Source organism: Actinomadura fulvescens (genome assembly GCF_039533225.1).
In the GTDB taxonomy this organism is placed as follows: domain Bacteria; phylum Actinomycetota; class Actinomycetes; order Streptosporangiales; family Streptosporangiaceae; genus Spirillospora; species Spirillospora fulvescens.
Genome location: NZ_BAAATD010000003.1, coordinates 578,419 through 600,258, shown reverse-complemented (window position 1 = coordinate 600,258; position 21,840 = coordinate 578,419). Strand labels below are relative to the sequence as shown.

At 72.9% G+C, this 21,840-nt stretch carries 21 protein-coding genes; 14 read left to right on the top strand and 7 right to left on the bottom strand.

Annotated elements, in window-relative coordinates; genetic code table 11:
* Positions 1–822 (bottom strand): cytochrome c oxidase assembly protein, encoded by an 822-nt coding sequence (locus ABD333_RS14845; RefSeq protein ID WP_344541312.1) that lies wholly within the window; start codon positions 820–822, stop codon positions 1–3.
* Positions 819–1,316 (bottom strand): DUF2243 domain-containing protein, encoded by a 498-nt coding sequence (locus ABD333_RS14840; RefSeq protein ID WP_344541310.1) that lies wholly within the window; start codon positions 1,314–1,316, stop codon positions 819–821. The genes ABD333_RS14845 and ABD333_RS14840 overlap by 4 nt, the downstream gene beginning before the upstream one ends.
* Positions 1,317–1,478: 162 nt before the next feature.
* Here ABD333_RS14840 and ABD333_RS14835 point away from each other — a divergent pair, with 162 nt between their 5' ends.
* The gene (locus ABD333_RS14835) at positions 1,479–2,084 is read left to right on the top strand and encodes a flavodoxin family protein (RefSeq protein WP_344541309.1); all 606 of its coding nucleotides are present in this window, start codon (positions 1,479–1,481) and stop codon (positions 2,082–2,084) included.
* 40 nt (positions 2,085–2,124) lie between these two features.
* A complete protein-coding gene (locus tag ABD333_RS14830) occupies positions 2,125–3,303 on the top strand; it encodes a zinc-dependent alcohol dehydrogenase (RefSeq protein WP_344541308.1) in 1,179 nt (392 codons plus the stop codon).
* A 15-nt stretch (positions 3,304–3,318) separates the two neighbouring features.
* On the opposite strand, the gene ABD333_RS14825 is transcribed toward ABD333_RS14830, so the two are convergent.
* The 5 genes from ABD333_RS14825 to ABD333_RS14805 all read right to left on the bottom strand — a co-directional run bounded on the left by ABD333_RS14825 (position 3,319) and on the right by ABD333_RS14805 (position 8,158).
* Positions 3,319–4,122, bottom strand: coding sequence for an SAM-dependent methyltransferase (locus ABD333_RS14825; protein WP_344541574.1), 804 nt, complete (start codon positions 4,120–4,122; stop codon positions 3,319–3,321).
* 5 nt (positions 4,123–4,127) lie between these two features.
* Complete coding sequence (locus ABD333_RS14820) at positions 4,128–5,372, bottom strand: cytochrome P450 (RefSeq protein ID WP_344541307.1); 1,245 nt, start codon at positions 5,370–5,372, stop codon at positions 4,128–4,130.
* Between the two features lie 118 nt (positions 5,373–5,490).
* On the bottom strand, positions 5,491–5,970 hold the full coding sequence (locus ABD333_RS14815) for a nuclear transport factor 2 family protein (protein WP_344541306.1): 480 nt from the start codon (positions 5,968–5,970) through the stop codon (positions 5,491–5,493).
* Positions 5,971–6,060: 90 nt separating this feature from the next.
* A complete protein-coding gene (locus ABD333_RS14810; protein ID WP_344541305.1) occupies positions 6,061–6,480 on the bottom strand; it encodes a hypothetical protein in 420 nt (139 codons plus the stop codon).
* Positions 6,481–6,559: 79 nt separating this feature from the next.
* Positions 6,560–8,158: an AMP-binding protein gene (locus ABD333_RS14805; RefSeq protein WP_344541304.1), complete on the bottom strand. Its 1,599-nt coding sequence runs from the start codon at positions 8,156–8,158 to the stop codon at positions 6,560–6,562.
* Positions 8,159–8,314: 156 nt separating this feature from the next.
* Here ABD333_RS14805 and paaZ point away from each other — a divergent pair, with 156 nt between their 5' ends.
* The 12 genes from paaZ (at position 8,315) to pgi (ending at position 21,839) form a co-directional block, all read left to right on the top strand.
* A complete protein-coding gene (gene paaZ, locus ABD333_RS14800) occupies positions 8,315–10,348 on the top strand; it encodes a phenylacetic acid degradation bifunctional protein PaaZ (RefSeq protein WP_344541303.1) in 2,034 nt (677 codons plus the stop codon).
* 54 nt (positions 10,349–10,402) lie between these two features.
* Positions 10,403–11,014 carry a helix-turn-helix domain-containing protein gene (locus tag ABD333_RS14795; protein ID WP_344541302.1) on the top strand — a complete coding sequence of 204 codons (612 nt, stop codon included), beginning with the start codon at positions 10,403–10,405 and terminating at the stop codon, positions 11,012–11,014.
* Positions 11,015–11,103: 89 nt separating this feature from the next.
* On the top strand, positions 11,104–12,264 hold the full coding sequence (locus tag ABD333_RS14790; RefSeq protein WP_344541301.1) for an NAD(P)/FAD-dependent oxidoreductase: 1,161 nt from the start codon (positions 11,104–11,106) through the stop codon (positions 12,262–12,264).
* A complete protein-coding gene (locus ABD333_RS14785) occupies positions 12,261–12,575 on the top strand; it encodes a (2Fe-2S)-binding protein (protein WP_344541300.1) in 315 nt (104 codons plus the stop codon). Before ABD333_RS14790 ends, ABD333_RS14785 begins: the two co-directional genes overlap by 4 nt.
* Positions 12,575–13,999, top strand: coding sequence for an FAD/NAD(P)-dependent oxidoreductase (locus tag ABD333_RS14780; RefSeq protein ID WP_344541299.1), 1,425 nt, complete (start codon positions 12,575–12,577; stop codon positions 13,997–13,999). The genes ABD333_RS14785 and ABD333_RS14780 overlap by 1 nt, the downstream gene beginning before the upstream one ends.
* The gene (locus ABD333_RS14775; RefSeq protein ID WP_344541298.1) at positions 13,996–14,925 is read left to right on the top strand and encodes a dihydrodipicolinate synthase family protein; all 930 of its coding nucleotides are present in this window, start codon (positions 13,996–13,998) and stop codon (positions 14,923–14,925) included. Before ABD333_RS14780 ends, ABD333_RS14775 begins: the two co-directional genes overlap by 4 nt.
* Positions 14,925–15,926: a proline racemase family protein gene (locus ABD333_RS14770; protein ID WP_344541297.1), complete on the top strand. Its 1,002-nt coding sequence runs from the start codon at positions 14,925–14,927 to the stop codon at positions 15,924–15,926. The genes ABD333_RS14775 and ABD333_RS14770 overlap by 1 nt, the downstream gene beginning before the upstream one ends.
* Before the next feature lie 36 nt (positions 15,927–15,962).
* The gene (locus ABD333_RS14765) at positions 15,963–17,360 is read left to right on the top strand and encodes an aldehyde dehydrogenase (NADP(+)) (protein ID WP_344541296.1); all 1,398 of its coding nucleotides are present in this window, start codon (positions 15,963–15,965) and stop codon (positions 17,358–17,360) included.
* A 104-nt stretch (positions 17,361–17,464) separates the two neighbouring features.
* Positions 17,465–18,103, top strand: a complete 639-nt coding sequence (locus tag ABD333_RS14760) for an ATP-binding cassette domain-containing protein (protein ID WP_344541295.1) — start codon at positions 17,465–17,467, stop codon at positions 18,101–18,103.
* Between the two features lie 27 nt (positions 18,104–18,130).
* Positions 18,131–19,345 carry an acyl-CoA dehydrogenase family protein gene (locus tag ABD333_RS14755; protein WP_344541294.1) on the top strand — a complete coding sequence of 405 codons (1,215 nt, stop codon included), beginning with the start codon at positions 18,131–18,133 and terminating at the stop codon, positions 19,343–19,345.
* A 104-nt stretch (positions 19,346–19,449) separates the two neighbouring features.
* Positions 19,450–20,094, top strand: coding sequence for a sulfotransferase family protein (locus ABD333_RS14750; protein ID WP_344541293.1), 645 nt, complete (start codon positions 19,450–19,452; stop codon positions 20,092–20,094).
* A gap of 101 nt (positions 20,095–20,195) precedes the next feature.
* The gene (gene pgi / locus ABD333_RS14745) at positions 20,196–21,839 is read left to right on the top strand and encodes a glucose-6-phosphate isomerase (protein ID WP_344541292.1); all 1,644 of its coding nucleotides are present in this window, start codon (positions 20,196–20,198) and stop codon (positions 21,837–21,839) included.
* Position 21,840 lies beyond the last annotated feature (1 nt).

The window sequence follows — 21,840 nt, the reverse complement described above, 5'->3', positions numbered from 1 at the left end:
TCATCGACCGTGGCCGACGCGCGCTGTGTCCGCCGCGACGGCCATTGAGCGGCGCGGGCGCCAGGTGGTGACGAGGGCGAAGGCGAGCAGGAGCTCGGCGATGTCGCCGCCGTAGTACATGATCTCGGCCGCGCCGCGCATCTGGTCCGCGTCGGCGGGCAGAGCGGCGAACGCCCCCGCGTACAACAGCTGGGCGAGCGTGGCGTGGGCGGCGATCGCGATGCCGAGGACGACCAGCCGGAACGGGACGGGCGGGCGTCGCGGCGCCGGGTCGGGTCCCGCGACGGCCCAGGCGAACAGGCAACCGGACAGCAGGAAATGCAGGTGGACGAGCTGGTGGAGCAGCGGGTTCGCGGCGGCCGCCGCGTAGAGCGGGGTGGCGTACAGCACGTACAGCCCGCCCGCGCTGAGCAGCAGGGCGGCCAGGGGATGGGCGAGAACGTGGACGGGCGGCAGGTTGAGGAAGCCGGTGACGCGGCGTCCGGCGCGGGCGTCCAGCGTCCGCAGCGCCAGCGTCACCGGAGCGCCGAGCACGAGCCCGAGCGGCGCGTACATCCCGATGAGCAGGTGCTGGACCATGTGCGCGCGGAAGTCGCCGTGCGCGCTCCCGGCGACGGGCGGTGCGAGGGCGACGGCCAGGCACAGGGCGCCTGCGGTGAACGCGGCGGTCCGCCAGCCGCTCCACGGCCGCCCGCCCGCGCGCCTGACACGGACCACGCCGGCGAGATAGACGGCGAGCAGGACGGCCGGCAGGGCCGGCGCGCCGATGAGGGCGAAGGGCGCGTGACCGCCGTGCGCGAGGACGCCGGGTACGGAGGTCACGGCGCCGTGCGCACCCGTGAGTCGCGGGCCAGGAGCAGGCCGCCCCCGACGAGCGCGGCGCCGAGCAGGAGGAAACCGAGATCCCACCAGGCCTGGTGGGCGCCCGCGCGGACGTGGTGGATGCCGAGGATCTGGTGGTCGATGAGCCCTTCGACGAGGTTGAACAGCCCCCAGCCGACCGCCAGCCAGCCCCACAGCGCCCGCGACCGCCAGACTCCGCTGCGCGGGTGCGAGAGGCGGGAGTAGAGGAGGGCGAGCCCGGTCAGCACCGCCAGCCAGGTGAAGACGTGGAAGAAGCCGTCCCAGAGGGTGTTCATCTCCAGGCCCGGCACCGTGTCGGTCGGATACTCGCGCACGCCGATGCGATCGGAGCCGGTGCTGCTGAGCATGTGATGCCACTGCAGCACCTGGTGGAGCATGATGCCGTCGACGAATCCCCCGAGGCCCACCCCCAGGATCGTCGCGGGCATGCCGATTCCCGTTCGCCAGGTCATGCCGCCCTCCCATGGGTCGTTCGTGCGGACGACCTGCCCGTTCGCCGGGGTGGTCAACCACCCGGCCAAGCGGTCGCAAAGACCCCTGAAAGGGCCGTTTGCTCGCCGATGCCCGGGTAGGGGGACAGCGGTAAGCGACCTTCGACGCAGGAGGAGACCCACGTGCGGGCCGTCGTCATCAACTGCACGCTCAAGCGCTCGCCCGAGCGGTCCAACACTGAGGCGCTGGCCGCCGTGGTGATCGAGGAGCTGCGGGAACGCAAGGTCGAGGTCGAGACGATCCGTGCCGTGGACCTCGACATACCGCCCGGCGTGGAGACCGACCTCGGGTCCGGCGACCCCTGGCCGGAGGTGCACCGCAAGCTCCTCGACGCCGAGATCCTCGTGCTGGCGTCACCGACGTGGGCCGGGCAGCCGTCCTCGATCGCCCAGCGGGTGATCGAACGCATGGACGCGATGTTGTCGGAGACCGACGACGACGGCCGGCCCGTCCTCTACAACCGGGTGGCCGGCGTGGTCGTCACCGGCAACGAGGACGGCGCCCACCACGTCATCAACAATCTCAGCGGCGCGCTGAACGAGTTCGGCTACACGATCCCCGGGCAGGCCTGGACGTACTGGAACAGGGGCCCCGGACCCGGCCCCACGTTCCTCGAATGCGAGGAGGGGCGCGACTGGTCGATCACGACCGGGCGCGCCATGGCGTCCAACCTGGTGGCCGTCGCCACCGCCCTGGCCGAGCGGCCCGTTCCGGCGCCGCCGTCGTGAGCTCGTGAGCTCGTGAGCTCGTGAGGAGAGGAGAGATCCGATGAAGGCGGTCACCTGGCACGGCAAGCGCGACGTCCGCGTCGACGAGGTCCCCGACCCCGCGATCAAGGAGCCGACCGACGCGATCGTGCGCATCACCTCGACGGCCATCTGCGGTTCGGACCTGCACCTCTACGAGGTCCTCGGGCCGTTCATCGGCGAGGGCGACATCCTCGGGCACGAGCCGATGGGGATCGTCGAGGAGGTCGGCGCGGAGGTCTCGCACATCGGCGTCGGCGACCGGGTCGTGATCCCGTTCAACATCTCGTGCGGCCACTGCCACATGTGCGGCCTGAAGCTGTTCGCCCAGTGCGAGACCACCCAGGTGCGCGAGCAGGGCACGGGCGCGGCCCTGTTCGGCTACACCAAGCTGTACGGCGAGGTGCCCGGCGGGCAGGCCGAGTTCCTCCGGGTGCCGCAGGCGCAGTTCGGGCCGGTCAAGGTGCCGGAGGGACCGCCGGACGAGCGGTTCCTCTACCTGTCGGACGTGCTGCCGACGGCGTGGCAGGCCTTCGAGTTCGCCGACGTCCCCGAAGGGGGCAGCGTCACCGTGCTCGGGCTGGGCCCGATCGGGCAGATGGCCGCCCGGGTCGCGCGGCACCGCGGGCGCCGGGTCATCGGCGTCGACATCGTCCCCGAACGCCTGGAGATGGCGCGGCGGCACGACATCGAGGTCGTCGACGGCTCGCGGACCGACGTGCCCGAGGCGATCCGCGAGATGACCGGCGGGCGGGGCACCGACTCGGTCATCGAGGCGGTCGGCATGGAGGCGCACGGCTCGCCGTTCGGCAAGCTCGCCCACACCATCACCGGGTTCGTGCCGGACCGCGCCGCCGCCCCGCTGATGTCGCGGGTGGGCGTGGACCGGCTCGCGGCGCTGCACGACGCGATCGAGGCCGTGCGCCGCGGCGGCACCATCTCGATCGTCGGCGTGTACGGCGGGATGACCGACCCGTTGCCCATGTTGCAGATGTTCGACAAGGGCATCGCCCTGCGCATGGGCCAGGCCCACGTCAAGCGGTGGATCGACGATCTGCTGCCGCTGCTGACCGGTGAGGGCGACCCGCTGGGCGTGGCCGACCTCGCCACCCACAGGCTGCCGCTCGACCAGGCCCCGCACGGATACGAGATCTTCCAGAAGAAGCAGGACGGCGCCATCAAGGTGCTCCTGCGTCCGTGACGCAGCGGCCCGCCGCTACCGGCGGCCGACGCCCGCGAACAGGAACGAGGCCTCCGGCGGCGAGGCGATGGGTTCGGTCCCGTCGGGCCGCCATTCGGGGGCGTAGACGAGGCCGGGTTCTTCGAGCTCGAAGCCCTCGAAGAACGCGAGGATCTCCGGGCGCGTCCGCAGCGCGATCGACGCGGTCGCGTGGTCGTAGACGTTCTTGGCGGTGCTCGCCGCCTCCGCGCGGTTGCCCTCGCTGGTGACGTGGCTGAGGATCAGCGCGCTGCCCGGCGGCAGCAGCTCCCGCACGCGCCGCACGATCGAGGCGGGATCCTGGTCGTCGGTGACGAAGTGCAGGACCGCGAGCATGAGGACGGCGACGGGCCGGTCGAGGTCGATCAGCGCGCGTAGCGCGGGGTCGGCGAAGATGTCCACCGGCCTGCGCAGGTCGCCCTCCAGCACGGTGACCTGGGGCGAGTCGGTGAGCAGCGCCCGCCCGTGCGCCACCACGACCGGATCGTTGTCGACGTAGACGACCCGGGTGTCCGGGGCGATCTCCCGCGCGACCTCGTGCACGTTGGCCTGGGTCGGCAGCCCCGCGCCGATGTCGACGAACTGCCTGACGCCCTCGGCCGCGAGGAGCCGCACGGCCCGGCGCAGGAAGGCGCGGTTCTCCCGCACCGTGGCGGCCGTCTCGGGCGCCACGGCCAGGAGCCGTTCGGCGGCGTCGCGGTCGGCGGCGTAGTTGTCCTTGCCGCCGAGCAGGTAGTCGTAGATCCGGGCGACGTTGGGCACCTGGACGTTGACCCCGTCGATGGGCCCCGACGCGGGCATGTCGTTCACCGGAGGCCTCCTTGGACCGGCAGTGTGACCGGACGGTGGATGATCGCTTCCGCCGTCCACGGGACGTCGAAGGGATCGATGGCGAGCCGCAGGCCGGGGAGCGCGGTCGCCAGGGTGCGGAAGGCCTCCTGGAGCTCCATCCGGGCGAGGTTGGCGCCCAGGCAGTAGTGCGGGCCGTGGCCGAAGCTCAGGTGGCTCTGCTGCGGCGCCTCGCCGCCCGCGCCGAACCGGGTGATGTCGAACCGTTCCGGCTCGGCGAACACGGCCGGGTCCTGGTTGGCCGCCGGGAGTATCAGGAAGATCGCCTCACCGGCCTCCACCCGTCCGCCGCTCAGCTCCACCTCCTCGGTCATGCGGCGCAGCACGCCGTGGCCGCCCGGCCCGTCGTAGCGCAGGATCTCCTCGACCGCCCGCGGGACCAGCGCCGGGTCCGCCGTCAGGGCCGCCCACTGGTCCGGGTGCGTGAGGAGGCGGAAGACGCCGCGCGAGATCAGCGAGGCGGTCGTCTCGTGCCCGGCGAGGATCAGGCCGAAGACCAGGCCGGTCAGCTCGGCCTCGGTCAGCCGGTCGCCGGCGTCGCGCGCCCGGACCAGGACGTCGATCAGGTCGTCGCCCGGACGGTCGCGGTGCGCGGCGACGAGCTCGCCCGCGTAGCCCATGAACTCGACGGCCGCGGTCATCCGGTCGTCGGCCGTGCCGTCCGAGGTGGACAGGAACATGCCCGTCCAGTGCCGGAACCGCGGCTGGTCCTCGGCCGGCACGCCCAGCAGCTCGCAGATGACCAGGCTCGGCAGCGGGAAGGCGAAGTCCTCGACCAGGTCGCCGGCGCCGGCCAGGCCGTTCGCGAGCTCCGCGGCGATCTCGGCGACCCGCGGCCGCCACGCCTCCACCTGACGCGGGGTGAACGTGCCCGACAGGATGCGGCGCAGCCGGGTGTGCTCGGGCGGGTCCATGTTGAGGATCGCCGTCGGGTCGTCCTCCAGGCTGAGCCCTTTGGAGATCCGCGGCGCACCGGGGTAACGCAGGTCGCGGCTGGCGGCCGAATGCGCCATGACCAGCCGGGTGTCCTCGTACCCGGCCACGGCGCGCACACGGTCGCCGCTCGGCAGGGTCAGCGGTGCGAACGGGGCCTCGGCGTGCCTGGTCGCGAACGCCGGGGAGGGCGGGCCGAGCGGGCCCGGCGGCAGCTCGGGCCAGGGACAGGCGGATCGGGGCGGCTCGCTCGCCGGGTCCAGGGGCATGCGGCTCCTCGGGCAGACCGGTGGATGCGCGAGGAGCCTATGACGATCTTTGACGAAGCGTCACCGGAATCGCCCGACGACTTCGCTCGGTGACCGGCCGGCGTCCCCGGGTCGCGGCTCACCGTGACGCGGGGACGCGCCAGGTGGCGGGGTCATCGGTGATCGGCGGCGCGCCGGCCTCCGCCAGGCCGTCGGCGGCGAGCCCCGCCAGCGTGCGCGCGAGGTGCTGGGTGTCCACGAGCGTGGTGACCTTGGTGATGCGCAGCCAGCGCATCTCCATGTACTGCGTCACCACGTTGTGGTAGCCGCCCGCGGCGGGGGAGCGGACCTCCCAGACCGCCATGATCCGGGTGCGCCAGGGCCATCCGGCGGCGAGCACGTCGCGCACCGCGACCTCGCCGCCGGGGAGCAGCCGGAACATGCGCTCGAACCACGCCTTCTGCGCGGCCAGGACGGTGCGGCGGCCGCCCAGCGCGTGGTCGCCGACGAACTCGTACTCGAACGCCGGGGCGAACCGTTTGAGCAGGTCGGTGTAGGTGCGCGGGTTCAGGTCGCCGAGCGCGCGGTGCAGCACGGCGGTCACGATCTTGCGGTACATGAACGGCCTCCCGAGTTAGTTCCCTCAAGGAACGTACCATCTGCCAGTTCCCTCAAGGAACTCAGAGTCCCGGGAGGCCTCCCGCGTGGTTCAGCGGCTGCGGCGCAGTGCCAGGTACTGGATCGCGGCGAATCCCGCGACGGTCCCCGCCTGCATGACCGCCCAGGTCGCGCCGACCGCGTTCAGCGACAGCCAGCCGGTGATCACCGCGGCGACGCTCAGCACGGCCCAGAGCAGGTTGGCCTCGATCACCGCGGTGACGGCGACGCGGTTCGCCCGCGCCGGAATCGAGATCACCGCGACCGCGGCGGCGTAGGCCACCAGGAAGGCCCCGACCGCGTAGGCGTGGGCGGTGCTGAGGCCGAGCAGGTCTTCGAGCGGCCCGGCCAGCGCGAGGTAGGCCAGGCCGTTGACCCCGGTCACCACCGCGTCCAGGCGCAGGGCCACCTTCATGAGCCTGCGGCCGTCGGCGAAGATCCCGGCGTCGGTGACGGAGCGCGTGGTGGTCATCGGAGTTCCCCTTCCGGAGGATCTGCGTCGTTCGTTCTTGACGCCTCCGACGCTACGGGCGACCGGGTAGCGCAGGCGATTACCTCGGAGGTAGCCCCCGGGCCAGCTCGCGCTTGAGCACCTTGCCGGTGGGGTTGCGGGGAAGCTCGGAGAGGAAGACGACGTCACGCGGGACCTTGTAGCGCGCGAGGTTGGCCGCGACGTGCCTCCTGACCTCGTCCTCGGTCAGTTCGCCCTCGGCGACCACGAAGGCGCGCAGCCGCCGGCCGAACTCCTCGTCGGGCACGCCGAGGACGGCCGCCTCGCGCACGGCCGGGTGAGCCGCGAGCAGTTCCTCGACCTCCACCGGATAGACGTTCTCGCCGCCGGAGACGATCATCTCGTCGGCGCGGCCGTCGATGAACAGCCGGCCGCCGGCGTCGAGGTGGCCGAGGTCGCCGACCGCCATCAGGCCGCCGGCCTCCGTCCGGCCGCCGCCTCCGGTGTAGCCGCCGAAACGGGCCGGGGTGTCGGCGAAGATCTGCCCGGTCGCGCCGGCCGGGACCGGCCGTCCCCGGTCGTCGAGGATCCGCACGGTCGTGCCGATCGAGGGCCGCCCGGCGCAGCCGGGCGCCGCGGCCAGGTCCGCGGGCGTGGCGATCGTGACGCACGACGCCTCGGTGGACCCGTAGAAGTTGTAGAGCTTCGGGCCGAACGCCTCCAGGGCGCGCCTGGCGAGCGGAGCCTCCAGCTGGGCGCCGCCGGTCATGACGACTGACAGCCGCGACAGGTCACGTGAGGCGAACGCCGGTTCCGCCAGGACGCGGCTCAGCATGACCGGCACGGTGATCAGCGCGGTGCAGCGGTGCGCGACCAGGTCGTCCAGGACCGTGGCGGCCTCGAACCGGCGGCGCAGCACGACGGTCGAGCCGAGCCCGAGCGCGAGCATCGCCGAGGTCAGGCCGAGGCCGTGGAACAGCGGCGGCCCGACGAAGACCGCCTCGCGGGAACGCAGCGGGATCTTGGCCAGGATGCCGCCGGGCAGTGCCATGGAGCGCGACTGGGAGCGCGGTGCCCCTTTGGGCCTGCCCGAGGTGCCGCTCGTGAGGATGACCATCGCGCCGTGCCGTGACGGCGCGGGCGGCGGCGCCGGTGAGCCCTCGGCGATCAGGGCGTCGAGGTCGGAGCCGTCCGAGTCGGTCCATGCCGTGTAAGAGCCGTCAGAAAGCTCCAGGCCTTCGACGATGCCGGCGTACTCCTCGTCGTACGCCAGCGCGGTCACGCCTTCACGCATCACCGCGTCACGAAGCTGCGGCCCGGCGAAGTCGGTGTTGAGGAAGAGCACCGAGGCGCCCGTCTTGGCCGCGCCCGACATCGCTTCGAGGAGTCCGCGATGGTTGCGGCACAGGATGCCGACGGTGCTCCCCACGCCGATGCCCCGGACGCGCCACGCGTTGGCGAGCGCGTTGCACCGCCGTTCGAGCTCGCCGAACGTGACCTCGCCGTGCTCGTCGACCAGGCCGGTGCGCTCGGGGAAACGATGGGCGGGAAGCGAGGTCGCGGCACCGAGCGGGCCGTACGCGCGCAGCGCCCTGGCGGTCGCCACCAGCGCTCTCGGCGGGAGCGGGCCGAGCATTCCGGCCCGCCACGCGGCGCGCATCCCGTTGAGCTCCGCCGAAATCCGGCTGAACGACACCATGACGTCGATCGTAGGAGGATCTGCGACAAAAGCACAAGAAGTGTTCATCGGTGTCATCCGGGGCCCGAGGCGTGACAGACCGGGATTCGTGGCAGGAAGATGCTGAGCGTCCGGCCGTGTCCCGGGCCGGTACGAACGAGGACAAGGAGGTCCCCGGTGGTTGTGCTGCGCAGCTATGTGTCCGGTTCCTGGCAGTCTCCGGCAGACGAGGGCGTGCCCTTGCCGGACGCGGTGACGGGTGAGGAGGTCGCGCGGATCTCCTCGGAGGGGATCGACCTGGGGGCCGCCCTGGAGTACGGCCGCCGCACGGGCGGGCCGGCCCTCCGGGAGCTGACCTTCCACCAGCGGGCGGCCCTTCTCAAGGCCCTCGCCTCGCATCTGCGCGAGCACCGGGACGAGCTGTACGAGCTGTCGGCCCGCACGGGTGCCACGCTCGGCGACTCCAAGTTCGACATCGACGGCGGCATCGGCGTGCTGTTCGGCTATTCGAGCAAGGGCCGCCGGGAGCTGCCGAACGACACGTTCCTCGTCGAGGGGGCCGTGGAGCCGCTCGGCAAGGGCGGCACGTTCGTCGGCCAGCACCTGTGCACCCCGATGCGCGGGGTGGCGGTGCAGATCAACGCGTTCAACTTCCCGGTCTGGGGGCCGCTGGAGAAGCTCGCCCCCGCGTTCCTCGCCGGGATGCCCAGCCTGGTCAAGCCGGCGAGCCAGACCGCGTACCTGTCGGCGCGCATGCTGGAGCTCGTCGTGGAGTCCGGCATCCTGCCGGAGGGGTCGGTGCAGTTCGTCTGCGGCGACGCCCGCGACCTGCTCGACCACCTGACCGAGCAGGACCTCGTGGCCTTCACCGGATCGGCGTCCACCGCCCAGCGGCTGCGCACGCATCCGGCCGTGGTGGGCCGCTCCGTCCGCTTCAACGCCGAGGCGGACTCGCTGAACTGCTCGATCCTCGGCCCGGACGCCGCGCCCGGGACGCAGGAGTTCGACCTGTTCGTCAAGCAGCTGGTCACCGAGATGACCGTCAAGGCCGGCCAGAAGTGCACCGCCATCCGCCGTGCCCTGGTGCCCGGGTCGCTGATGGACGACGTCGAGGAGGCGGTGCGGGAACGGCTGGCGAAGGTCACCGTGGGCAACCCGGCCAACGCCGACGTGCGGATGGGCGCGCTCGCGAGCCTCGACCAGCGCGAGGAGGTGCGCCGCTCGCTCAAGGCGCTGCTGGACGCGGGGCGCGTGGCCTACGGCGACCCCGACCACATCAGCCCGGTCGACGCCGACGCCGAACGCGGCGCGTTCATGTCGCCGATCCTGCTGCGCGCCGACGACCCGGACCGCCCGGAACCGCACGAGGTGGAGGCCTTCGGGCCCGTGAGCACCCTGCTGCCGTACACGGGGGCCGAGCAGGCCGTCGAGCTGGCGGCACGCGGCCGGGGCAGCCTGGCCGGATCGGTCGTCACCGCCGACATCGGCTTCGCGCGCGAGGTCGTCCTCGGCATCGCCCCCTGGCACGGCAGGCTGCTGGTTCTCAACGGCGAGGACGCCAAGGAGTCCACCGGCCACGGCTCGCCCCTGCCCGCCCTGGTCCACGGCGGCCCGGGACGCGCCGGCGGCGGCGAGGAGATGGGCGGCGTCCGCGGCGTCCTGCACCACATGCAGCGCACCGCCGTACAGGCCGGACCGGCCATGCTCACCGCCCTCACCGGCCGCTGGGTGCCCGGCACCGACCGGACCGTCACCGAGGAGCACCCCTTCCGCAAGCACCTGGAGGACCTGCGGGTCGGCGACACCGCCGTCGGCGGGCCGCGGACGGTCACGCTGGAGGACGTGCAGCACTTCGCCGAGTTCACCGGCGACACCTTCTACGCCCACATGGACGAGGAGTCGGCCAAGGCCAACCCGTTCTTCAACGGGCGCGTCGCGCACGGCTACCTGATCGTCTCGTTCGCCGCCGGGCTCTTCGTGTCGCCCGACCCCGGGCCGGTGCTGGCCAACTACGGGCTGGAGAACCTGAGGTTCCTCACGCCGGTCTACCCCGGGGACGAGCTGACGGTGACCCTCACCGCCAAGCAGATCACGCCGCGGGAGGGCACCGGCTACGGCGAGGTCCGCTGGGACACCGACGTCACCAACCAGGACGGCGCCTCCGTCGCCAAGTACGACGTGCTCACCCTGGTGGCCTCGCGGCCGGAGTGAAGCGCGTTCGTATACTTCGTTCGGCAAAGCGAACGAAGTCGAGGGAGGCGGCCCGTGGGGGCTTCGGAAGAGTCGGTACGGCACCTGCTGGCCGCCAACCTCAGGCGCGCCCGGACCGGGCGCGGGTTGTCGCTGTCCGAGCTGTCCCGCCGCTCGAAGATCGGCAAGGCCACGTTGTCGCAGCTGGAGGCGGGTTCGGGCAATCCCACGATCGAGACCGTCTTCAGCCTGGCGCGGGCGCTGGAGGTGCCGATCTCCGACCTGCTCGACCAGCCGCGCGGCAACGGGCTGACCGTGGTGCGCTCGGCCGACGTCGAGGTGCTCAGCGGCGCGGGCGTCGACCTGCGGCCGCTGCGCGGCATCGAGTCCGGCGACGCCATCGTCGACGTCTACGACCAGCAGGTCCGGGCGGGTTCGCGGCAGGACTCGCTCGGCCACGTCGGGACCGAGCACACCATCGTGCAGGCCGGCCGGCTGGGTGTTCGGGTGGGCGATCGCGAGGTGGAGCTCGGCCCGGGCGACTACGTCGGCTTCGACGCCCGGCTTCCGCACGGCTACCTCGCGCTGGAGGGGCCGGTGCGTTCGGTGCTTCTCCTGCAGTACCGCACTGACCAGCGGCTTCATGCCGCCCCGGCGCAGCCGCCCTGCCTGGTCGAGGCACCATGATCCAGATGGCGGGCAGATCGTTGACAGTGTCCGGGTCGCCGCCCTAGCCTCGGATTCGTTCGGTTTAACGAACGATGTCGGGAGGGTCGATGGCGCGCGTCGTGGTGCTGGGCGCCGGGATCGTCGGCGCCGCCTGCGCCCGTGAGCTCGCCCGGTCGGGTCACATGGTGACCGTCCTGGACCGGGGCGGCCCCGCGGCGGCCACCACCTCCCACGGCGAGGGCAACGTGCTCGTCTCGGACAAGGGGCCCGGCCCGGAGCTGGAACTCGCCCGGCTGTCGCGCCGCCTCTGGCCCGAGATCGTCGCCGGGCTTCCGGACGCCGGCGCCGTCGAGTGGGAGCCCAAGGGCGGCATCGTCGTCGCCACGACCGGGGCCGGCGCCCACGAGCTCGGCCGGTTCGCCGAGGCCCAGCGCGCGGCGGGCATCGTGGCCGAACCCATGGACGCCGCCGCGCTCGCCGCGGCCGAGCCCTACGTGACCCGTGACGTCGCGGCGGCCGTCCACTACCCCGAGGACGCGCAGGTCCAGCCCGCCGGAGCGGCGTGCGCCCTGCTGGCCGACGCCCTGCGCGCCGGTGCCGCGCTGCGCACCGGCTGCGAGGTCCTGTCGGGCGTCGTGCGCGGCGGACGCGTCACCGCCGTCCGCTCCTCCTCCGGGACGTTCGGCGCCGACGTGTTCGTCAACGCCGCCGGACCGTGGTCCGGCGAGCTGGCACGCAGGCTCGGCGCGCCCATCGGCGTGCGCCCCCGGCGCGGTGAGGTGCTCGTGACGGCGCCCATGCCGCCGACGGTCTTCCACAAGGTCTACGACGCCGGCTACGTGGGCGCGGTCGGCAGCGGCGCGGAGGAGCTCCAGGCGTCGGCGGTGGTGGAGTCCACCCGGGCCGGGACGATCCTGCTGGGCTCGTCGCGCCGCCGGGTGGGGTTCGACGACCGGATCCGTCCCGAGGTGCTCTCGGTGATCGCACGCAAGGCGCTGCGGCTCTTCCCGTGCCTGGAGGGTGTCCCGGTGATGCGCGCCTACGGCGGGTTCCGCCCGTACGTGCCCGACCACCTTCCGGTCATCGGCCCCGATCCGCGGCTGACCGGGCTGTGGCACGCGACCGGGCACGAGGGCGCCGGGATCGGGCTGTCCACCGGGACGGCCGTCCTGCTGCGCGATCTGCTGCACGACCGGAAGCCGGAGGTCGGCGCCGAGCCGTTCCGGGTGGACCGGCCCGCCGTCCTGGGGGAGGGGGAGGACCTGTGAGCGCGAGGCTGGTCCGCCGCGAGGACGACGCCGCCGGGCGCCGCCCGGACGTGCCGATCGAGATCACCGTCGACGGCGTCCCGGTCGCGGGCGTGGCGGGACAGACGGTCGCCGGGGTGCTGCTCACCAATGGCCGCCGTGCCTGGCGGCGAGGCCCGTCCGGCGCCCCCCGCGGTGTCTTCTGCGGGATCGGCGTCTGCTTCGACTGCCTGGTCACCGTCAACGGCGACCGCGACGTGCGCGCCTGCCTCCGCCGCGCCGCCGACGGCGACGAGGTCACCACGCAGTCCCGTGCCGCGGAGGAGTCCTGATGGCCCGCCACGTCGCCGTCGTCGGTGCCGGCCCGGCCGGGCTCGCCGCCGCTGCCGCCGCTCTCCGCGCCGGTGCCCGGGTGACGCTCGTCGATTCCGCCGAGCGGCCCGGCGGCCAGTACCACCGGATGCTGCCGGACGCCTTCGCCGCCGAACGGCCCGAACGCCTGCACCACGACTGGCGCCCCTTCGACCGGATACGCCGGCACGTGCTGGGAGATCCGCACTGCGACTGGTGGGCGGAGAGCCCGGTGTGGTCGCTGGAGCGGCCCGGCCCCGGCGAGTCGCGGCCACCCCGCGTCCATGTGCTGCGCGGTCCGGCGGACGGATCGGGCCGCGAGCGCCGGGTGCTCGACGCCGACGCGCTCGTGCTCGCGCCCGGCGCGCATGACCGGGTGCTTCCGTTCCCCGGCTGGGATCTGCCGGGCGTGTTCACCGCGGGCGCGGCCCAGGCCCTCGCCAAGGGCGAACGCGTCGTCGTCGGCGACCAGGTGGTCGTCGCCGGGTCCGGGCCGTTCCTCCTGCCGGTGGCCGCCTCCCTGCTCGAAGCCGGGTCCAGCGTCCTGGAGGTGCTGGAGGCCAATCCCGCCGCCACGGTGACGCGCGGCTGGGCGCGGCGGCCCTGGGAGCTGGCCTCCCACGGAGGCAAGGCCGCTGAGCTCGCCGGATACACCGCCCGGCTGGCCCGCCACCGCGTTCCCTACCGCGTCGGCCGCGCCGTGATCGAGGCGCGCGGCGAGGGCCGGGTCGAGGAGGCCGTCACCGCGCGGCTCCGTGCGGACTGGTCGGTGGTGCCCGGCACCGAACGCACGGTCCCCGTGGACGCCCTCTGCGTCACCCACGGCTTCAGCCCGCGGCTCGAACTGCCGGTCGCGGCGGGCTGCGAACTGCGCGACGCCGGTTTTGTCCGCGTCGACGACGACCAGCTGACCACGAGCCCGCGGGTGTACGCGGCGGGTGAGATCACCGGCATCGGCGGCGCCCCGGCGGCACGGACCGAGGGGCTGCTGGCCGGGTGGTGCGCCGCGGGAGGAGCATCCGGGGCGCCGGAGATCCGGCGGCTGCACCGTCGCCGTGACCAGGCGCGGGCGTTCGCCGCGCGGCTCGCCGCCGCGCATCCGATCGGCGCCGCCTGGCCCGGCTGGATGCGCCCCGAGACCGTCGTCTGCCGCTGCGAGGAGACCTCCTACGGCGCGCTCTGCCGGGCGGCCGACGACCAGGCGGGCGGCTCCGGGCACGCGGTGAAGCTCGGCACGCGCGCGGGGCTCGGCCCCTGCCAGGCCCGCGTCTGCGGTCCGGCCGTCGCCGATCTGCTCGCCCGCCGGGGCGTCACCGCCGCCGCCCCGCACCACCGTCCCGTCGCCCAGCCCATCCGGCTCGGTGAACTGGCACGTCCCCCGTACGAGGAAGAGAGCGCCCCATGAGCACCGACAAGCACCAGAGTCTCGGCGGCGTCATCGTCGCCACGGCGCTGCCGTACCGCGAGGACGCCTCGGCACCCGCCGGTCTCGCGGTCGACTACGACCGGTTCGCCGAGCACTGCCGCTGGCTGGTCGACAACGGCTGCCACGGTGTCGGCCCGAACGGCTCGCTCGGCGAGTACTCCTCGCTCACCGACGAGGAACGCCGCCGCGTCGCCCGTACCGCCGTCGAGACGGTCGGAGGCTCCGGGGTCGTCGTCGTGGGCGTGCACGGCCCCGGCGCCCACCAGGCCAGGCACTGGGCGGAGCTCGCGGCGGAGGACGGCGCGGACGGCGTGCTGTGCCTGCCGCCGACGATGTACCGGGCCAACCGCGACGAGGTCATCGCGCACTTCGAGGCCGTCGCGTCGGTCGGGCTGCCGGTGATGGTCTACAACAACCCCATCGACACCAAGGTCGACCTCACCCCCGGCCTGCTCGCCGAGATCGCCCAGATCGACAACGTCGTCGCGGTGAAGGAGTTCTCCGGCGACGTCCGCCGCGTTCTGGAGATCAGGGAGCGGGCCCCCGGGCTGGAGGTCGTGGCGGGCGCCGACGACGTGACCCTGGAGGCGCTGCTGATGGGCGCCACGGGCTGGTTCGCCGGATTCCCCAACGTCTTCCCCGCCGAGTCGGCGCTGCTCTACGAGCTGGCGACCACCGGCAAGCTCGCCGAGGCCCGGGCACTGTACGAGCCGCTCGTCGCCGCGTTCCGCTGGGACTCGCGCACCGAGTTCGTGCAGGCGATCAAGCTCGGCATGGAGCAGGTCGGCCGGTACGGCGGCCCCTGCCGCCCGCCGCGCGGCCCGCTCACCGACGAGCACCGCGAGCAGGTCACCGCCGACATGGCGCGCGCCATCGCCGCGCTCGACGAGCGGAAGGCCTCCTGATGCGCTCGGTCCGGACGCTCAGCGCCGTCGACTCCCACACCGAGGGCATGCCGACCCGCGTCGTCACCGGCGGCGTCCCGCCCATCCCCGGCGCCACGATGGCCGAACGGCGGCACTACGCGATGGAGCGCCTCGACGGGCTGCGGCGCTTCCTGATGGACGAGCCGCGCGGGCACCCGGCGATGAGCGGCGCGCTGCTCCAGCCGCCGATCCACCCGGATGCCGACTGGGGCGTGGTCTACATCGAGGTCAGCGGGTTCCTGCCGATGTGCGGTCACGGCACCATCGGCGTCGCGACCGTCCTGGTCGAGACGGGCATGGTCGAGGTCACCGAACCCGAGACGATCGTGCGGCTCGACGCCCCGGCCGGGCTCGTCGAGGCCCGCGTGGCGGTGCGCGACGGGCGCGCGGAACACGTGACCCTGCGCAACATCCCCTCGTTCTGCCTGGAGCAGGACGCCGTGGTGGACGTCCCCGGCCTCGGCGAGGTCCGGTACGACATGGCCTACGGAGGCAACTTCTACGCCATCACGGAACTGGAGCGGCTCGGCCTGCCGTTCGACCGGGCGCGCAAGGACGACATCCTCAGGGCCGGTCTCGGCATCATGGCGGCGATCAACGAGCGGAACCGGCCCGTGCATCCGCTGGACGGCTCGATCGGCGGTTGCAAGCACGTGCAGTTCCTCGCGCCGGGGTCGGACGCGAAGCACTCGCGCAACGCGATGGCGATCCACCCCGGCTGGTTCGACCGGTCGCCGTGCGGCACCGGCACCTCCGCGCGGATGGCGCAGCTGCACGCCCGCGGCGAGCTGCCGCTGGACACCGGCTTCGTCAACGAGTCGTTCATCGGCACCCGGTTCGTCGGGCGCCTGACCGGCACCACCGAGGTGGGCGGCCTGCCCGCCGTCGTCCCCGAGTTCTCCGGACGTGCCTGGATCACCGGCACCGCCAACTACCTGCTCGACCCGGCCGACCCCTTCCCCGAGGGTTTCGTCCTCTAGCGGCCACCGCGACCCTGCCGACGAAGGGAACACCTCATGACCACGCCCGACCAGGCGGTCTCCGCCGCCGAGGCCGCCGCCGCAGGCTGGGCCGCGGCGCCGCCCGAGACCAGGGCCGCCACGCTGACGGCGGTGGCCGACGCCCTGGAGGAGGCGCGGGCCGAGCTCGTCGCCCTCGCCGACGGGGAGTCGCGTCTCGGGGAGACCCGGCTGAACGCGGAGCTGACCCGCACCACGTTCCAGCTCAGGCTCTTCGCCGGTGAGGTCCGCGCGGGCGGGTTCCTCGACGTCCGCATCGACCGGCCCGACCCGGACTGGCCCAGCGGCCCCCGGCCAGACCTGCGCCGCTACCGCACGGCGGTCGGCCCGGTCCTGGTCTTCGCCGCCGGCAACTTCCCCTTCGCGTTCAGCGTGGCGGGCGGCGACACCAGTTCGGCCTGGGCCGCGGGCTGTCCCGTCGTGGTCAAGGCGCATCCCGGCCACCCGCGGTTGTCGCGCCTTACGGCGGCGCTGGTCACGGCGGTCGTGCCCGAAGGCGTGTTCGGCCTCATCGAAGGCGAGCGGGAGGGCGTCGAGGCGCTCGGTCACCCGGCGATCGCCGCCGCCGCGTTCACCGGCTCGCAGCGCGGCGGCCTGGCGCTGGCCCGCGTCGCCGCCGAGCGGCCCGTCCCCATCCCGTTCTACGGCGAGCTGGGCAGCGTCAACCCGGCCGTGGTGACCGAGCGGGCCGCCAAGGCGCGCGGCGAGGAGATCGCCGCGGCCTACGTCGGATCGCTCACGCTCGGCGCCGGTCAGTTCTGCACCAATCCCGGCCTGCTCTTCGTGCCCGCGCACGACGGCATCGTGGACCGGATCGCCGGGCTTCTCGGCGCGGTGCCCGCGGCTCCGATGCTGAACGACCGCGTCGAGTCCGGTTATCTCGCCGCCGCGGACACGCTCGCCGGCCGTCCGGGCGTGCGGCGGCTGCTCTGGCCGGAGGGACCGGGGCCGCGGCTGCTCACGATGAGCCTGGCCGACTTCGCAGCGGACAAGGACGTGGCCGGCGAGGAGTGCTTCGGCCCGCTCGGCCTGGTGGTGACGTACGAGCACCTCACGGAGGTCGCCGCCCTCCTCGCGTCGCTGCCCGGCCAGCTCACCGCCTCCCTGCACGGCGAGGAGCCGGAGGCGGCCGAGCTCACCGGCCTGACGGCGGTGCTCGCCGGCCGCAGCGGCCGCGTCCTGTGGAATCAGTGGCCCACCGGCGTCTCCGTCACGCACGCGATGCAGCACGGGGGCCCGTTCCCTGCGACGACGACACCGGCCACCACCTCCGTCGGCACCGCCGCCGTGGAGCGGTTCCTGCGCCCGGTCGCCTACCAGGGCTGCCCGCCGGAGCTGCTCCCTCCGCCGCTGCGCGACGACAATCCCTGGGGCGTCCCTCAGCGCCTGAGCTGACCGAGAATCTTACGAGCCGCGAACATCATCCCTGCTGAGACGCTTCCTCCCCGTTTCCGGCGCTAGCCTCCGGCTACAGGTGATCTTGAAGCGGGGGTTGTGGGATGAACGGGAATGTGATCGGGATCAGCGGGGTGCGGGTCCGCTTCGGCGAGCTGCCGGCCCTCCGCGACGTCTCGCTCACCGTGGCCGAGGGTGAGATCTACGCGGTGCTGGGCCGCCCGGGAGCCGGCAAGACCACGTTGCTGGAGGTGGCCGCCGGTCTCCGCCGCCCCGAAGCCGGAACGGCCGGCAGGCGCGACGGCGCGCGATGGGCCGCCGTCTGGGCCGAGGGCGGGTTGTTCCCGGGCCTGACCGTCGCCGAGGTCGTCGACACCTGGCGGCACTGGACGTCCGACCCCCTGCCCCGGGACGAGGCGCTCGGGGCGACCGGCCTCACCGCTCTGCTGGACACGCCGTTCGAGCTGCTCAGCCGCGGTCAGAAGCGGAGGCTCGACCTGTCCCTGGCGATGCTCGGCAGGCCCGAAGTGCTCTTCCTGGACGAGCCGACCGCCGGATTCGGCGCGACCTCGACCAACTGGATCTGGTCCGCGCTGTGGTCGCTGGCGGCGAACGGGGTGACCGTGATGCTGGCGACGAGCGACCCGCGCGACGCCTGCCGCGCCAACCGGCACGACCTCCTCGCCGAGGGGCGCCTGCTGCCCGCTGGAGCCCTGAACCTCGACAGGTTCTACGCTGCCTAGCGGTCGTGCTGAAGCGCAGGAGGCGTCATGGACTTCACCCCCTCGGACCGGTCCCGTGAGTACACCGAGCGTGTGCGGGCGTTCATCTCGGATGAGATAGCGCCCGTCGAGGAGACGTACCTGCGTGAGCTGCTGGCGCTGCCGGAAAGCGAGCGGTGGCAGGTGCTGCCCGTCATCGACGAGCTGAAGGCCAAGGCGAAGGCGGCGGGGTTGTGGAACCTCTTCCTGCCCGGCGCGGAGGCGGGTCTCTCGGTGAGCGAGTACGCGCCCGTCGCCGAGCTGACCGGCCGTTCCTTCATCGCGGCGGAGGTCTTCAACTGCAACGCCCCCGACACCGGCAACATGGAGGTCCTGTACCACTATGGCTCGGCCGAGCAGAAGGAACGCTGGCTGCGTCCCCTGATGGACGGGGAGATCCGCTCCGCGTTCTGCATGACCGAGCCGGGGGTGGCCTCGTCCGACGCCACCAACATCGAGGCGACGGCGGTCCTGGAGGGTGACGAGGTCGTCCTGAACGGCCGCAAGTGGTTCAGCACCGGAGCCGGGCATCCCCGCTGCGCGGTGATCCTCTTCCTCGGGCTCACCGACCCGGAGGCGGACCGGCACCGGCGGCACTCGATCGTGGTCGTCCCCAAGGACGCCCCGGGTGTGACGGTCGAGCGGATGGTGCCGGTCATGGGCCGTTACGACGAGCCCGGCGGGCACGGCGTGGTGAGCTTCCAGGACGTGCGGCTGCCCAGAAGCGCGCTCGTCGGCGAACCCGGAGCGGGTTTCGAGATCGGGCAGGGACGGCTCGGCCCCGGCCGGATCCACCACTGCATGCGGCTGATCGGGGTGGCCGAGATGGCGCTCGAGGCGGCGTGCCGGAGGGGCGCCGAGCGGGTCGCGTTCCGCAAGCCGCTCATCAACCTCGGCGGCAACCGGGAACGGGTCGCCGACGCCCGGATCGCCATCGAGCAGGCCCGCCTGCTCGTGCTCTACACCGCCTGGCTGCTGGACACCCAGGGCCTGCTCGCGGCGTTGTCCCACGTCTCGCAGATCAAGGTGGCGGTGCCGCTCATGACCCAGCAGGTGGTGGACATGGCGATGCAGCTGCACGGCGGAGCCGGGCTGTCGGACGACTACCCGCTGGCGGCGGCGTGGACCATGGCACGGGCGCTCCGGCTGGCCGACGGCCCCGACGAGGTCCACCGGGGCGTGGTCGCCCGCATCGAGATGGGAAAGTACGGAATGGCGCGCTGAGCAGGGCGGCGGCAGAGGACGGCGGACGCCCGGCCGTTCGGGGGGTTGGGCGCGGCTCCGGGGTCGGAGATGCTGGCGGTGACCGACCATCGAAGGAGATCGCCGTGCTCGATGTGATCGGCGCCGGATTCGGGCGCACCGGAACACTCTCGCTCAGGGCCGCGCTGGAGCGGCTCGGCTTCGGCCCCTGCCATCACATGATGGAGGTGATCGACGATCTCGCGCAGGTCCCCCGCTGGGAGCGCGCCGCCGAGGCCGAGGACGCCGACTGGGAGGAGGTCTACGAGGGGTACAGGTCCACGGTCGACTGGCCGGGGGCGCGCTTCTGGCGCGAACTCGCCGGGCGCTATCCGCAGGCCCGGGTGATCCTCACCGTCCGCGACGCCGAGCGCTGGTACGACAGCGTCCGCAAGAGCATCTACGCGTTCGCGACGGCGGAGCTCCCGCCGGAGGCCGAGCGGACGATCGGGCGGCTGCGCGCCCTGGTCGACGACCTCATCTGGGAGGGCACGTTCGACGGCAGATTCGAGGACCGGGCGTACGCGATCAGCATCTTCGAGGCGCACAACGAGGCCGTGCGCACCACGATCGACGCCGGCCGCCTGCTGGTCTTCGAGGTCGCGCAGGGCTGGGAGCCGCTCTGCGGCTTCCTCGGCGTCCCGGTGCCGGACGAGCCGTTCCCCCGGCTGAACGACCAGGCGTCGATCCACGCGATGGTGCGGGAACGAGGTCTGGGTTCGGACGGTTAGCACGAGTGCGACCTGCCATCATTAATGATCGCGATGGGGGTAGGGACGAATCGGGGAGCGCCGTGGGCGCTCCCCGAGATATGCGGGGAGATGAGTGGGTTATGGCTGATATCACCGAATCATCCGAGTGGTCGGCGCTGGCCGAGCACCACACGACGCTGGCCGGGACGCACCTGCGCGAACTGTTCTCCGCCGACGCCGGACGAGCCGAGCGGATGGCGGTGGACGCCGGAGACCTCCACCTGGACTACTCCAAGCACAGGGCGACCGACGAGACGATCCGGCTGCTCGTGGCGCTGGCCGGGCGGGCCGGGCTGCGGGAACGGATCGACGCGATGTTCGCCGGCGAGCACATCAACGTCAGCGAGGACCGCGCGGTGCTGCACACGGCGCTGCGGTTGCCCCGCGACGCCCGGCTGAACGTGGACGGCCAGGACGTGGTGGCCGACGTGCACGCGGTGCTGGACAAGATGGCCGACTTCGCCGGACGGGTGCGCTCGGGGGAGTGGACGGGCTTCACCGGCAAGCCGATCCGCACCGTCGTCAACATCGGCATCGGCGGCTCCGACCTCGGCCCGGCGATGGCGTACGAGGCGCTCAGCGACTACGCCGACGCGGGGATCACCGCCCGGTTCGTGTCCAACGTCGACCCGGCCGACATCTCCGGGACGCTCAGGGACCTGGACCCCGAGCAGACGCTGTTCATCGTCGCCTCCAAGACGTTCGGCACGCTGGAGACGCTCACCAACGCCAAGGTGGCGCGCGCGTGGCTGGTCAACGCGCTGGGCGACGAGAAGGCGGTGTCCCGGCACTTCGTGGCCGTGTCGACGAACGCCGAGCGGGTGGCGGGCTTCGGCATCGACACCGGCAACATGTTCGGGTTCTGGGACTGGGTGGGGGGCCGTTACTCGTTCGACGGCGCGATCGGCCTGGCGCTGATGATCGCCATCGGGGCCGACCGCTTCCGCGAGATGCTCGCGGGCTTCCACGCCATCGACGAGCACTTCCGCACGGCCCCGTTCGAGCGGAACATGCCGGTCCTGATGGGCCTGCTCGGCATCTGGTACAACGACTTCTTCGGCGCCCAGACCCGCGCCGTGCTGCCCTACAGCCAGCGGCTCGCGCGTTTCCCCGCGTACCTGCAGCAGCTCACGATGGAGTCCAACGGCAAATCCGTGCGCGCCGACGGCGCCCCCGTCGTCGCCCAGACGGGCGAGATCTTCTGGGGCGAGCCCGGCACCAACGGCCAGCACGCCTTCTACCAGCTGCTCCACCAGGGCACCCGGCTGGTGCCCGCCGACTTCATCGGCTTCGCCGAGCCGTTCGAGGACCATGCCGCCGACGACGCGGGCATGCACGACCTGCTGACGGCCAACCTCCTCGCCCAGACCTCCGCCCTCGCCTTCGGCAAGACCGCGGAGGAGATCGCCGCCGAGGGCACCCGGGCGGAGATCGTCTCGCACAAGGTCATGCCGGGCAACCGGCCGACGAACACCATCCTCGTGCCCAAGCTGACGCCCGCCACGCTCGGCCAGCTGGTCGCGCTCTACGAGCACATCGTGTTCGTGGAGGGCGTCATCTGGGGCATCGACTCGTTCGACCAGTGGGGCGTGGAGCTCGGCAAGGTCATGGCGATGGACCTGGCGCCCGCGCTCACCTCGCCGGAGCCGCCCGCCGACGCGCCCGACCCCTCCACGGCGGCGCTCGTCCGCCGGTACCGCCGGTTGCGCGGCCGTCCGGCCTGAG

Coding starts and splice junctions, on each gene's coding strand:
- ABD333_RS14840 (WP_344541310.1), bottom strand. CDS start 1,316: ATGACCTGGCGAACGGGAATCGGCATGCCCGCGACGATCCTGGGGGTG.
- ABD333_RS14830 (WP_344541308.1), top strand. CDS start 2,125: ATGAAGGCGGTCACCTGGCACGGCAAGCGCGACGTCCGCGTCGACGAG.
- ABD333_RS14825 (WP_344541574.1), bottom strand. CDS start 4,122: ATGCCCGCGTCGGGGCCCATCGACGGGGTCAACGTCCAGGTGCCCAAC.
- ABD333_RS14820 (WP_344541307.1), bottom strand. CDS start 5,372: ATGCCCCTGGACCCGGCGAGCGAGCCGCCCCGATCCGCCTGTCCCTGG.
- ABD333_RS14815 (WP_344541306.1), bottom strand. CDS start 5,970: ATGTACCGCAAGATCGTGACCGCCGTGCTGCACCGCGCGCTCGGCGAC.
- ABD333_RS14810 (WP_344541305.1), bottom strand. CDS start 6,480: ATGACCACCACGCGCTCCGTCACCGACGCCGGGATCTTCGCCGACGGC.
- ABD333_RS14805 (WP_344541304.1), bottom strand. CDS start 8,158: ATGGTGTCGTTCAGCCGGATTTCGGCGGAGCTCAACGGGATGCGCGCC.
- ABD333_RS14790 (WP_344541301.1), top strand. CDS start 11,104: ATGGCGCGCGTCGTGGTGCTGGGCGCCGGGATCGTCGGCGCCGCCTGC.
- ABD333_RS14780 (WP_344541299.1), top strand. CDS start 12,575: ATGGCCCGCCACGTCGCCGTCGTCGGTGCCGGCCCGGCCGGGCTCGCC.
- ABD333_RS14775 (WP_344541298.1), top strand. CDS start 13,996: ATGAGCACCGACAAGCACCAGAGTCTCGGCGGCGTCATCGTCGCCACG.
- ABD333_RS14770 (WP_344541297.1), top strand. CDS start 14,925: ATGCGCTCGGTCCGGACGCTCAGCGCCGTCGACTCCCACACCGAGGGC.
- ABD333_RS14765 (WP_344541296.1), top strand. CDS start 15,963: ATGACCACGCCCGACCAGGCGGTCTCCGCCGCCGAGGCCGCCGCCGCA.
- ABD333_RS14760 (WP_344541295.1), top strand. CDS start 17,465: ATGAACGGGAATGTGATCGGGATCAGCGGGGTGCGGGTCCGCTTCGGC.
- ABD333_RS14755 (WP_344541294.1), top strand. CDS start 18,131: ATGGACTTCACCCCCTCGGACCGGTCCCGTGAGTACACCGAGCGTGTG.
- pgi (WP_344541292.1), top strand. CDS start 20,196: ATGGCTGATATCACCGAATCATCCGAGTGGTCGGCGCTGGCCGAGCAC.